The organism is Pseudomonas sp. V88_4, assembly GCF_029967985.1.
Lineage (GTDB): Bacteria > Pseudomonadota > Gammaproteobacteria > Pseudomonadales > Pseudomonadaceae > Aquipseudomonas > Aquipseudomonas glycinae.
Genome location: NZ_JASCAF010000045.1, coordinates 202096 through 214249, shown reverse-complemented (window position 1 = coordinate 214249; position 12154 = coordinate 202096). Strand labels below are relative to the sequence as shown.

Annotated in this window: 12 protein-coding genes and 1 tRNA gene; 12 read left to right on the top strand and 1 reads right to left on the bottom strand. The window is 60.7% G+C overall.

Going from position 1 to position 12154, the window contains the following annotated elements:
- Nucleotides 1-15 precede the first annotated feature (15 nt).
- The 12 genes from QLG12_RS24605 (at nt 16) to QLG12_RS24550 (ending at nt 11915) form a co-directional block, all read left to right on the top strand.
- Nucleotides 16-92: transfer RNA gene (locus tag QLG12_RS24605), tRNA-Ile, on the top strand.
- 203 nt (nt 93-295) lie between these two features.
- Entirely contained in the window at nt 296-856 is a 561-nt protein-coding gene (locus tag QLG12_RS24600) for a PBECR2 nuclease fold domain-containing protein (RefSeq protein ID WP_282475367.1), read from the top strand.
- A 303-nt stretch (nt 857-1159) separates the two neighbouring features.
- Nucleotides 1160-1621 carry an Lrp/AsnC family transcriptional regulator gene (locus QLG12_RS24595; protein ID WP_007959884.1) on the top strand — a complete coding sequence of 154 codons (462 nt, stop codon included), beginning with the start codon at nt 1160-1162 and terminating at the stop codon, nt 1619-1621.
- Nucleotides 1622-1767: 146 nt separating this feature from the next.
- A complete protein-coding gene (locus QLG12_RS24590; RefSeq protein WP_064380322.1) occupies nt 1768-3450 on the top strand; it encodes an NAD(P)/FAD-dependent oxidoreductase in 1683 nt (560 codons plus the stop codon).
- A gap of 12 nt (nt 3451-3462) precedes the next feature.
- Complete coding sequence (locus QLG12_RS24585; protein ID WP_011336225.1) at nt 3463-4257, top strand: carbon-nitrogen hydrolase family protein; 795 nt, start codon at nt 3463-3465, stop codon at nt 4255-4257.
- Between the two features lie 38 nt (nt 4258-4295).
- Nucleotides 4296-6722, top strand: coding sequence for a pyrroloquinoline quinone biosynthesis protein PqqF (gene pqqF / locus QLG12_RS24580; RefSeq protein ID WP_282475366.1), 2427 nt, complete (start codon nt 4296-4298; stop codon nt 6720-6722).
- A 159-nt stretch (nt 6723-6881) separates the two neighbouring features.
- Nucleotides 6882-6956: a pyrroloquinoline quinone precursor peptide PqqA gene (pqqA, locus tag QLG12_RS24575; protein WP_003444522.1), complete on the top strand. Its 75-nt coding sequence runs from the start codon at nt 6882-6884 to the stop codon at nt 6954-6956.
- Nucleotides 6957-7040: 84 nt separating this feature from the next.
- Nucleotides 7041-7952 (top strand): pyrroloquinoline quinone biosynthesis protein PqqB, encoded by a 912-nt coding sequence (gene pqqB, locus QLG12_RS24570; protein WP_039768057.1) that lies wholly within the window; start codon nt 7041-7043, stop codon nt 7950-7952.
- 20 nt (nt 7953-7972) lie between these two features.
- On the top strand, nt 7973-8725 hold the full coding sequence (gene pqqC, locus QLG12_RS24565; protein WP_282475365.1) for a pyrroloquinoline-quinone synthase PqqC: 753 nt from the start codon (nt 7973-7975) through the stop codon (nt 8723-8725).
- Entirely contained in the window at nt 8722-8997 is a 276-nt protein-coding gene (gene pqqD, locus QLG12_RS24560; RefSeq protein WP_197867321.1) for a pyrroloquinoline quinone biosynthesis peptide chaperone PqqD, read from the top strand. The genes pqqC and pqqD overlap by 4 nt, the downstream gene beginning before the upstream one ends.
- On the top strand, nt 8969-10141 hold the full coding sequence (gene pqqE / locus QLG12_RS24555; RefSeq protein WP_192559139.1) for a pyrroloquinoline quinone biosynthesis protein PqqE: 1173 nt from the start codon (nt 8969-8971) through the stop codon (nt 10139-10141). The genes pqqD and pqqE overlap by 29 nt, the downstream gene beginning before the upstream one ends.
- Nucleotides 10107-11915, top strand: a complete 1809-nt coding sequence (locus QLG12_RS24550) for a S9 family peptidase (protein WP_282475364.1) — start codon at nt 10107-10109, stop codon at nt 11913-11915. The genes pqqE and QLG12_RS24550 overlap by 35 nt, the downstream gene beginning before the upstream one ends.
- A gap of 3 nt (nt 11916-11918) precedes the next feature.
- Here the strand turns inward: QLG12_RS24550 and QLG12_RS24545 are convergent, their stop codons facing one another.
- Nucleotides 11919-12077 carry a YqaE/Pmp3 family membrane protein gene (locus tag QLG12_RS24545; protein WP_003228885.1) on the bottom strand — a complete coding sequence of 53 codons (159 nt, stop codon included), beginning with the start codon at nt 12075-12077 and terminating at the stop codon, nt 11919-11921.
- Nucleotides 12078-12154: the final 77 nt, after the last annotated feature.

The window sequence follows — 12154 nt, the reverse complement described above, 5'->3', positions numbered from 1 at the left end:
TCCGCGGCCTACTGAGGGCCTATAGCTCAGTTGGTTAGAGCAGAGGACTCATAATCCTTTGGTCCACGGTTCAAGTCCGTGTGGGCCCACCAAACATGAAAAAGCCGCGCTTATGTGCGGCTTTTTTTCGCCTGTCGTTTGGCGATTACGGTCGTTACAAGCGCCATATTCGGAAGACTACCGCGAGGTCTGTAGGTTATTTCCCAAGCTGTGTTTTCACTCAGTTTTCGGCCTTGTTGACCTTTTCTCCGAACGAGTAATCTCCGGGCGCCGCTGTTCGCCAGGGATTACTTTCATGCTCGTGAATGCTGCGCCACTTATAAAAGAATCAGGTGGCCAACAAACATGGATCGACTTAGCTTTGCCCGACCTGCGAACACTGGCCAGGGAGCTTCGCTCGGCCGCAATTGATGAAGTGAAAAGGGCAGACGATGCGCAAGGAGCCCTCAGAATTCTCCTGACTCATTTCGGATTCATCGATGAGGCATTACTCGCAGTCACTATCCTCACACCGATCGGAAACGTTGCGGTCATGAGGGACAAACTCGCCCACATCGTCGAAAAACGCGCTGACTCACGAGAGCGCTACGCTCGGCATGCGATTGACACGCTGACGGGGCCGTTTGAAATATGGAGAGTGCTGTACGACAACGGCGGATACCGCATGGCTTTCATCAACGCCTATGAGGCAAAAAATGACATGCTCGTCGTGGTAGATGTCAGGCACGGACACGTCCTGTGGAACTTCATGCATGCTCCGGCAAGAGCGATGAACAAGCACCGTCAGGGCGAACTTCTCTACAAGAGATACATTCTTCAGGACAAACAAAAAGAGGAGCCTGTTGGCTCCCCTTGAATATTTGAATCCTGATATTGGCATCCTCAGGAAATGGGATGAAGAGGTCTCACCTTACACCGATGTTGCAGCATCGCTGAGGTACCTACGTCTGCTGAGGCCCTGCAAGGCAGCAGATTTCGCGCTCTTGAGGCCATTTTTGATAAAGGCAGCAGGCAAGTCAAATCATTTGTCTGTTCTTTTGTTTCAGTAAAATCCCCGGTGACTGCCTAATGCCTCTCCACTCAATCAGCGCTCACAAGCGCCTCGCGTGACGAGTCTGTAACATGCAGCCACATTGATCCGTACCGCTGGAGCCTGCCCTTGCCCGACATCCGCCCACCCGTGCTCGATGAAATCGATCGCCAGCTGATCGCTGCCCTGCAAATCAACGCCCGTGAAAGCGTGGCGATGCTGGCCCGGCAATTGGGGATCGCCCGCACGACCGTGACTTCAAGACTGGCGCGGCTGGAAAAGGCCAAGGTCATCACCGGCTACGGCGTGCGTCTGGGCCAGCGCGTGGTGGACGGCGGATTGCAGGCTTACGTCGGGATCAAGGTGCAGCCACGCTCCGGCAAAGAGGTGTTGCGCCGTTTGAGCGCGATGGCCCAGGTGCAGCAATTGTGCGCGGTGAGTGGCGAATTCGATTATGTAGCGTGGCTGCGGACCGATTCGCCGGAACAGCTCGATCAACTTCTGGATCAGATCGGCAGCGTAGACGGTGTGGAGAAAACCACGACTTCAATCATTCTCAGCAGCAAGATTGATCGCGGCCATCCAGTCTGACCAATAAAATCGTCAGATTGCAGTACATGCACTCAAAACGACGACACATTGCGTCTTATTAACGTGTTCTACGCTCCCTAGAATGGCTGGCATCTTTTCCTATACTCAGACGCGCCTCCAGCGTCGGGTCGCCAGCAAGGTCAGCCATGAACAAGAACAATCGCCATCCTGCAGACGGTAAGAAACCGATCACCATTTTCGGCCCGGACTTTCCTTTCGCCTTCGACGACTGGATCGAACACCCGGCCGGTCTCGGCAGCATTCCCGAGCACAACCACGGCGCCGAAGTGGCGATCGTCGGGGCCGGTATCGCGGGTCTGGTGGCGGCTTATGAGCTGATGAAACTCGGCTTGAAACCGGTCGTGTATGAGGCCTCGAAACTCGGCGGTCGTCTGCGTTCGCAAGCGTTCAACGGTACCGACGGCATCGTCGCCGAGCTCGGCGGCATGCGTTTCCCGGTGTCGTCCACCGCGTTCTATCACTACGTCGACAAACTCGGCCTCGAGACCAAGCCCTTCCCCAACCCGCTGACCCCGGCCTCCGGCAGCACCGTGATCGACCTGGAAGGCAAAACCCATTACGCACAGAGCCTGAAGGATCTTCCTGCACTGTTCCAGGAAGTGGCTGACGCCTGGGCTGACGCTCTGGAGGCCGGCTCGCAGTTCGCCGATATCCAGCAGGCAATCCGCGACCGTGACGTGCCGCGCCTGAAAGAGCTGTGGAACACGCTGGTTCCGCTGTGGGACGACCGTACCTTCTACGATTTCGTCGCCACGTCGAAAGCCTTCGCCAAACTGTCGTTCCATCACCGCGAAGTGTTCGGCCAGGTCGGTTTCGGTACCGGCGGCTGGGACTCGGACTTCCCCAACTCGATGCTGGAAATCTTCCGCGTGGTGATGACCAACTGCGACGATCACCAGCACCTGGTGGTCGGCGGCGTCGAACAAGTACCGCAAGGCATCTGGCGTCATGCGCCGGAGCGCTGCGTACACTGGCCGGCAGGCACCAGCCTCAAGTCGCTGCATCACGGTGCCCCGCGCTCAGGGGTAAAGAAAATCGCCCACGCGCCTGACGGACGTTTCGCGGTCACCGACAACAACGGCGATACCCGCGAATACGCGGCCGTTCTGACCACCTGCCAGAGCTGGCTGCTGACCACCCAGATCGAATGCGACGAAACCCTGTTCTCGCAAAAGATGTGGATGGCCCTGGACCGCACTCGCTACATGCAATCATCGAAGACCTTCGTGATGGTCGACCGCCCGTTCTGGAAGGACAAGGACCCGGAAACCGGCCGCGACCTGATGAGCATGACCCTCACCGATCGCCTGACCCGCGGCACCTACCTGTTCGACAACGGCGACGACAAACCCGGTGTGATCTGCCTTTCGTACTCGTGGATGAGCGATGCGCTGAAGATGCTCCCGCACCCGGTGGAAAAACGCGTGAAACTGGCGCTGGATGCGTTGAAGAAGATCTACCCGAAAGTCGACATCGCCGCGCGGATCATCGGCGATCCGATCACCGTGTCGTGGGAAGCCGACCCGCACTTCCTCGGTGCGTTCAAGGGCGCCCTGCCCGGCCACTATCGCTACAACCAGCGCATGTACGCGCACTTCATGCAGGACGACATGCCGCCGGAGCAGCGCGGCATTTTCATCGCCGGCGACGACGTATCGTGGACGCCGGCCTGGGTGGAAGGCGCGGTGCAGACGTCGCTTAACGCGGTGTGGGGAATCATGAAGCACTTCGGCGGGTCCACACATAAAGAGAACCCTGGCCCGGGTGATGTGTTCAACGACATCGGCCCGATCGCCCTGCCCGAGTAAGAGGAATCCCCGATGCGTGTAGCCCTTTACCAATGTCCTCCGCTGCCACTGGAACCCGCCGCCAACCTCCAGCGCCTGCATCAACTGGCGATGGAAGCCAAAGGCGCCGACCTGCTGGTGGTGCCGGAGATGTTCCTGACCGGCTACAACATCGGCAAGGAGGCGGTCGCGACATTGGCCGAGGTCTACAACGGTGAATGGGCCCAGCAAGTCGGACGGATCGCCAAGGCTGCCGGCCTGGCGATCCTTTATGGTTACCCGGAGCGCACCGCCGAAGGACAGATCTACAACGCCGTGCAGTTGATCGACTCGAGCGGCGAGCGCCTGTGCAATTACCGCAAGACGCATCTGTTCGGCGATCTGGATCGTTCGATGTTCAGCCCTGGCGATGGCGAGTTTCCCATCGTCGAGCTCAACGGCTGGAAGCTCGGTTTCCTGATCTGCTACGACCTGGAGTTCCCGGAAAACGCCCGGCGCCTGGCCCTTGAAGGGGCCGAACTGATTCTGGTGCCGACAGCCAACATGATTCCATTCGATTTCATTGCCGACGTTTCCGTGCGCTCCCGGGCCTTCGAAAACCAGTGCTACGTGGCATATGCCAACTATTGCGGCCACGAAGGCGATATCCATTACTGCGGGCAAAGCAGCATTGCCGCACCGGATGGCAGCCGCATCGCCCAGGCCGGGCTGGATGAAGCCTTGATCGTCGGTGAGCTGGATCGCCAGTTGATGGTCGACTCGCGCAGCGCCAATCGCTACTTCAACGACCGTCGTCCCGAACTTTACGACGCGCTCAACAAGCGCTAATCCGCTAGCATTGGCACTTCACTGTTCTGGAAGTGCCCATGCCTGCGCCGACTCACCCCCGTCCCCAAACCGAAACCCTGGCCAACGGCTTGTGCGTGACCCTGCGTCACGTGCCCGGCCTGAAACGCAGCGCCGCGGCATTGCGGGTGGCTGCCGGCAGTCATGACGTGCCATTGGTGTGGCCGGGGCTGGCGCACTTCCTTGAGCATTTGCTGTTCCTCGGCACTGAGCATTTTCCTGCAAGCCAAGGGCTGATGGCTTACGTGCAAAGTCAGGGCGGTCAAGTGAATGCCAGCACCCGCGAGCGCACCACCGATTTCTTCTGTGAGTTACCGCCGGCGTCCTTCGGCGGCGGGCTGGAGCGCCTGTCGGACATGCTCGCCCATCCGCGTATGAATCCGGACGATCAGGTGCGGGAGCGTGAAGTGTTACAGGCGGAGTGTGTCGCGTGGTCGCAGGATGCTGCGGCTCAGCAGAAAGAAGCGCTGTTTGAGGGATTGTCGGCAGCACATCCTTTGCGCGGCTTTCATGCCGGGAACCGCGAGAGCCTGCCGGTTGAACAAGCGGATTTTCAGCAGGCGTTGAAAGATTTCCATCAGCAGTTTTACCGGACCGGGCAGATGATCCTGAGTCTGGTCGGGCCGCAGAGCGTGGAAGAACTGCGAGCGCTGGCGGAGCAGTTTGCCGCCGCGCTGACGGCTGGGGATAAAACTTCACAGGCAGCCCCCGTTCGCTTGATGGACACTCCACAGGCAAGTTATCAACAGGTCTGCGAACGGAACAGCAATCTGCTGTTCGCGTTGGAGGACTTGCCGGAGTCGTCGGCCGAAGCGCTGGCGTTTCTCTGCCACTGGTTGAACAGCGCCAAGCCCGGCGGGTTGCTCGCTCACTTGCAGCAGCAGGGATTCGCGGAAGGCTTACAGGCCTGTGTGCCTTATCAATTTGCTGGGCAGGCTTTGCTACATCTTCAGTTCACTGCGGCATCCGGATCAATCGAAGACATCCGCGCGCAGTTTCTCGACTGGTTGAGCTACTTCGCAGCGCAGCAGGACTGGCCAGCGTTGCGTCAGGAGTATGCAACGCTGCTTGAACGACAGCAGCAGGTCAGCGGTGCATTGCAGCTGGCCCGACTCGACAGCGAACAACTCGAAAGCGGCCTCTCCGAATCGGCCGTTGCAGCGCTCAAGATGATTCTCGGCAAAATCGGCACTGTGGATAACTTCAGCAGCCACTGGCATCTGCCCGCCGCCAATCCGTTCCTGCGCTCGGCCGAACCGCTGGCCAACGCCGGCCTGATCCGCGGCCAGACCAGCGCCCACCGAGGTCTGCGCACGTTTGCTCAGGATCGCTCGCGCACTCGACGCGAACGTTCGCCGATGCAATTCAGCCAAGCGCTGCCGGATAACGGTGACGAAGGTGCGGTATATGTTCGCTGGCAGACGGAAGCAGCGGCCACGGCCGAGTTGCAAGCGAAACTGCAACGCAGTCTGCGGGAGGTTTCTGACGACGCGCATCAGGCTGGGGTCGAGTTGTCCTTCAACGCCACGGGTAATCAGTGGCTGCTGAAACTCACCGGCCTGCAGGACACACTGCCCGTTGTGCTGGAGCACGCGCTGAAATCCCTGACTCAAGTGGGCGCCGACTCCGCGAAAGGCGAGCCGCAAGTACCGTTGATACCGATCCGCCAACTGATCAAAGTACTGCCGGAAAAGTGCCTGCCAGCGGTAAATGAATCCGATGACGCCGCGCACCTGTGGACAACTTCCCGCTGGGACGGTCTGGCGCTGGGATTCTCCCCACAAACCCAATCCGCCATGGGTCTGGCCCTGAGTCGCATCCCCGGCATCCCGGACAATCAAATTCCCCCACCTTCGGTCATTAACGCCGGATTCCGGTGGAGTCAGATCGACAGCGCGTCCAGCGAACATGCCTTGCTGCTGTTCTGCCCGACCGCCAGCCGTGAAATCGACGACGAAGCCGCGTGGCGTCTGCTAGCGCATCTGTGCCAGACACCGTTCTACCAACGCCTGCGCGTCGAACTGCAACTCGGCTACGCCGTGTTCAGCGGCCTGCGTCAGCTCCACGGCCAGACCGGATTGCTGTTCGGTGTGCAATCGCCCACGGCCACCGCCGCGCAATTGCTCGACCACATTCAGCAGTTTCTCGATGGCCTGCCAGCCTTTATCGAACAACTCGATGACGCCAGCTTCATGCGGCAGCGCCAGACGCTTGCCGATCAGTTCGATGACCGCGTCCTGTCCGGCAAAGATGCGGCCGAACTCCTGTGGCAGGCCCGCCTCGCCGGCCACTCGTCGGATTATCTGGTGCAATTGCGCAGCGCCATAGCTCAACTGGATCGCCCGGCGTTGCTGGCCGCCGCACAACGTCTGATCCGCGCCGAAGGCGGCTGGCACTGTCTGGCCAACAGCCCTGCGCCGGGCGCGCCCTGGCACGCGGCTAAATGATCATTACCGGGGCTGCAAGGAGCTTTCTCAAAGATTCACGGGCAAAGCCCCTGAAATTTTGAGTAACATAGCCACCTAACTATTTGGAACATCCCTGCGCTGCCGTGGACTATACCTATGGATAGCGCTATCCCACCCACCTGAAAAAGGAGTCACCCGATGGCTTGGACCAAACCTGCTTACACCGACCTGCGCATCGGCTTCGAAGTCACCATGTACTTCGCCAGCCGCTGAGTCCTGCCTCAAGCAGAACACTGCAGTGCAACGCCTCGGCTCGCCGGGGCGTTTTATTTTCAGCGTTGAAATGATGGAGCGTTCATGTTCGTCCAGATTCTGGGTTCGGCCGCCGGTGGCGGTTTTCCGCAGTGGAACTGCAACTGCGTCAATTGCGCCGGTTTTCGCGACGGCAGCCTGAATGCCCAGGCCCGTACCCAATCGTCCATCGCGATTTCCGATGACGGCGTGAACTGGGTGCTGTGCAACGCCTCCCCGGACATCCGCGCGCAGCTTCAGAGCTTCGCCCCGATGCAACCGGGCCGTGCCCTGCGTGACACCGGCATCAGCGCGATCATCCTGATGGACAGCCAGATCGACCACACCACCGGCCTGCTCAGCCTGCGCGAAGGTTGCCCGCATCAGGTCTGGTGCACGGACATGGTCCACGAAGACCTGAGCACCGGTTTCCCGCTGTTCACCATGCTCAAGCACTGGAATGGCGGGCTGGACTGGAACCGCATCGAACTCGACCAGAGCTTCACCGTCGCCGCCTGCCCGAACCTGCGCTTCACCCCGCTGCCGTTGCGCAGCGCCGCACCGCCCTATTCGCCGCACCGCTTCGACCCGCATCCGGGCGACAACATCGGCCTGATCGTCGAAGACCTCGGCACCGGCGGCAAGCTGTTCTATGCGCCAGGTCTGGGCAAGGTTGACGCGCCGCTGCTGGAAATCATGGCCGGCAGCGACTGCGTGCTGGTGGACGGGACGATGTGGGACGACGACGAAATGCAGCGCCGTGGCGTTGGCACCCGCACCGGCCGCGAAATGGGCCATCTGGCGCAGAATGGCCCTGGCGGCATGCTTGAAGTGCTGGAACAGCTTCCCGAACAGCGCAAAGTGCTTATCCACATCAACAACACCAACCCGATTCTCGACGAAGACTCCCCGGAGCGCGCGGAACTGGTTCGGCGCAATGTTGAAGTGGCGTATGACGGCATGAGCATCGTCCTGTAACGAATGCCCGGAGAACTGCAATGACCGACACCCCGCTGTCCCCCGCCGAATTCGAAGCGGCCCTGCGCGCCAAGGGCGCCTATTACCACATTCATCACCCGTATCACGTGGCGATGTATGAAGGCCGGGCCACCCGCGAGCAGATTCAGGGCTGGGTCGCCAACCGCTTCTACTATCAGGTGAACATTCCCCTGAAAGACGCGGCGATCCTCGCCAACTGTCCGGATCGCGAGATCCGCCGCGAGTGGATTCAGCGCCTGCTCGACCACGACGGCGCCCCCTGTGAAGACGGCGGCATCGAAGCCTGGCTGCGCCTCGGCCAGGCCGTCGGTCTCGATCCGGATCAATTGCGCTCCCAGGAACTGGTGCTGCCCGGCGTGCGTTTCGCCGTCGACGCCTACGTCAACTTCGCCCGCCGCGCCAGTTGGCAGGAAGCCGCCAGCAGCTCGCTGACCGAGCTGTTCGCGCCGCAGATCCACCAGTCGCGCCTCGACAGCTGGCCGCAGCATTACCCGTGGATCGACGCGGCCGGCTACGAATATTTCCGCACCCGTCTCGGCCAGGCCCGGCGCGATGTCGAGCATGGTCTGGCGATTACGCTTGAGCACTACAAGACCCGCGAAGGTCAGGAACGCATGCTGGAAATTCTCCAGTTCAAACTGGACATCCTTTGGAGCATGCTCGATGCCATGAGCATGGCCTACGAACTGAACCGCCCGCCGTATCACAGCGTCACCGATCAACGGGTCTGGCATAAAGGAATCGCCTTATGAGTTTCGACCGCAGCAAGACCCCGGCCTGGCGTCCCGGCTACCGTTTCCAGTACGAACCGGCGCAGAAAGGCCACGTGCTGCTGTACCCGGAAGGCATGATCAAACTCAATGAAAGTGCCGCGTTGATTGGCGGCCTGATCGACGGTGAGCGGGATGTCGCGGCGATCATTGCCGAACTCGACAGACAGTTCCCCGGCGTGCCCGAGCTCGGTGACGACATCGAGCAATTCATGGAGGTTGCCCGTGCGCAGCACTGGATCGAACTTGCCTGAGTCATCGGTGCAAGTCCCGGCCAAACCGGAAGTCGGCCTGCCGCTGTGGCTGCTCGCCGAGCTGACTTACCGCTGCCCGCTGCAATGCCCGTACTGCTCCAATCCGCTGGATTTCGCCGAGCAGGGCAAAGAGCTGAGCACCGAGCAGTGGATCAAGGTGTTCCGCGAAGCGCGGGAGATGGGCGCGGCGCAACTGGGCTTTTCCGGGGGCGAACCGCTGGTGCGCCAGGATCTCGCCGAACTGATCCGCGAAGCGCGCCAGTTGGGTTTCTACACCAACCTGATCACCTCCGGCATCGGCCTGACCGAGCAGAAGATCAGCGACTTCAAGAAGGCCGGGCTCGATCACATCCAGATCAGTTTCCAGGCCAGCGACGAGCAAGTGAACAACCTGCTCGCCGGCTCGAAAAAAGCCTTCGCGCAGAAACTGGAAATGGCTCGCGCCGTGAAGGCCCACGGCTATCCGATGGTGCTGAACTTCGTCACCCATCGGCACAACATCGACAAGATCGACCGCATCATCGAACTGTGCATTGCGCTGGAGGCCGACTTCGTCGAACTTGCCACCTGCCAGTTCTACGGCTGGGCGCAGCTCAATCGTGTTGGCCTGTTGCCGACCAAGGAACAACTGGTTCGCGCCGAACGCATCACCAACGAATACCGCGCAAAACTGGAAGCCGAAGGGCATCCGTGCAAGCTGATTTTCGTCACCCCGGACTACTACGAAGAGCGCCCGAAAGCCTGCATGAACGGCTGGGGCAGTCTGTTTCTGACAGTCACACCGGACGGCACCGCCCTGCCCTGTCATGGCGCCCGACAGCTGCCGGTACAATTTCCCAATGTGCGCGACCACAGCATGCAGCACATCTGGTACGACTCGTTCGGCTTCAACCGCTTCCGCGGCTATGACTGGATGCCCGAGCCGTGCCGCTCCTGCGACGAAAAAGAGCAGGATTTCGGCGGCTGCCGCTGCCAGGCTTTCATGCTTACCGGCGATGCGAGCAATGCCGATCCGGTGTGCAGCAAGTCAGAACATCACGGCGTGATTCTCAAGGCCCGCGAAGAAGCCGAGCACGCCACCCAGACCATCGAACAACTGGCCTTTCGCAATGAACGAAACTCGCGCCTCATCGCCAAAGGCTGAGCCTTTCAGCGCCACCGCTGCGGTTGCCGCCGGCGTGGACTTCGCCGAATTGCAGCTCGGCGCCCGTGGTTTGTTCTGGAATGAATATCGCCCGACAGACGCCGCGTGCCGGATCTGGCACTGGCGCGATGGTGTGGCGAAATGTCTGACGCCCTCGGGTTTCAGCGTTCGCAGCCGGGTGTACGAATATGGCGGTGGGGCGTTTTGCCTGACGCCTGACGGGGTGGTTTTCGTCAACGAGGCGGATCAACAGCTGTATCGCCAGGCGCTGGACGGCGAGCCCGTGGCATTGACATCTGGCGAGTGTCGTTATGGCGATCTGAACTACGCCAACGGGCAGGTGCTGGCCGTTGAAGAGACCGGTGATTGCCATCGGCTGGTGGCCATCGATCTGGCGAATGGCGAGCGTCATAGGCTGATTGAAGGCGCGGATTTTTATGCATCGCCGATCATCAGCCCTGATGGGCAGCGCCTGGCGTGGATCGAGTGGAGCCGTCCGCATCAGCCGTGGACTTCCACGCGTTTGATGCTCGCCGAGCGTACAGGTAATGGATTTTCTGCCCCACGTTGCGTGGCCGGAGAAACGTTTGAAGAGTCGATCCAGCAACCGCGCTTCGATGCCAATGGCCGACTGGGCTGTCTGACCGATCGTGATGGTTATTGGCAACCGTGGGTCGAGTCGGCAAACGGCTTGCAACCGTCAGTTAGCGCCGAAGCCGATCACGCGCCAGCCCCATGGCAACTCGGCGGCTGCACCTGGCTGCCCACCGACGAGGGCTTTTTGGCGAGCTGGAGCGAAGGCGGTTTCGGGCGTCTGGCGCTCAACGGCGAAGACTTCACCGGCGACTACAGCCGCTTCCGGCATCTGGCTGTCGATGATCAATTCGTTTATTGCATCGCCGCCTCACCGATCAGCCCTTCAGCGGTGATCGCCATTGATCGCAAATCCCGTGAAGTGAATGTCCTGGCTGGCGGCGTTGCACCGCTGCCCGCCGAGCGTATCAGCCGACCGCAAACCCTGCGCTACCCCAGCGGTTCGGGTGAAGCCCACGGCTTCTTTTACCCGGCCACGAATGGCGATGCGAAACCGCCGCTGGTGGTGTTCATCCACGGTGGCCCGACGTCGGCCTGCTACCCGATGCTCGACCCGCGCATTCAGTACTGGACGCAACGCGGCTTCGCCGTCGCCGACCTCAACTACCGTGGCAGCAGCGGCTATGGGCGGCAGTATCGACAGGCACTGCATCTGAGTTGGGGCGCGGTGGATGTCGAGGACGCCTGCGCAGTGGTGGCCTACCTGGCCGAACGCGGGATGATCGACGGTGATCGTGCATTCATCCGTGGCGGCAGCGCCGGTGGTTACACCACGTTGTGCGCCCTGGCGTTCCATCAGGTATTCCGCGCTGGCGCCAGTCTGTACGGCGTCAGCGACCCGGTGGCCCTGGCCCGCGCAACACACAAGTTCGAAGGCGATTACCTGGACTGGCTGATCGGCGACCCGGAGAAGGACGCCGAACGCTACGCCGCCCGCACGCCGTTGCTGCACGCAGGCAACATCCGCGTACCGGTGATTTTCTTTCAGGGTGAACTGGACGCCGTGGTCGTGCCGCAACAGACCCGCGACATGGTCGCGGCTCTGGAGCAAAACGGCATTGAGGTCGAGGCGCATTACTACGCCGATGAACGCCACGGCTTCCGCCGGGCCGCCAACCAGGCCCATGCGCTGGAGCAGGAATGGCGGTTTTACCGGCGAGTGATGGGCTTGACGGACTGAGACTCAGCGTTTGGCGATGATGTACACCGCATGCACGATCCCCGGGATGTAACCGCACAACGTCAGCAGAATGTTCAGCCAGAACGCGCCGCCGAACCCGACCTGCAGAAACACACCCAGAGGCGGCAACAGAATGGCAATGATGATGCGGATAAAGTCCATGGGGCAGCTCCTGATTGGGGGTTGGCTCACCTGAGCCATACAAGCTAATCGACCTGTGCCGTTTGTCAGGGTTCAGT